Here is a 228-nt window from a genome sequence, read left to right on the forward strand (position 1 = left end):
GGTCCAGGGTCCGCCGTTGCAGGCTCCCCCTCCGCTCGCGCGCTGCCAGCCGTCGTCGATGACCATATAAGGTCGATTCGCCGGATGGGACGCGAGCAAAGAGATGAGGCGGGAATCCGCCAAAATCTCTTCATGGGAGCTGTTACCGTAGGCGTAATACCAGTTGTTGCCGCCGTTTACGGGCTGCTTGGGCAAACGCGGGGATGCGCACAGCATTCGGCAGAACCT

The 228-nt window shown here is 61.4% G+C and carries 1 pseudogene; it reads right to left on the minus strand.

What is annotated here, in order from left to right:
- Positions 1–228: pseudogene (locus KVT38_RS34510) on the minus strand (hypothetical protein); the annotation flags it as partial.

The sequence above is a fragment of the Cohnella sp. GbtcB17 genome (assembly GCF_019091135.1).
Lineage (GTDB): Bacteria > Bacillota > Bacilli > Paenibacillales > Paenibacillaceae > Cohnella.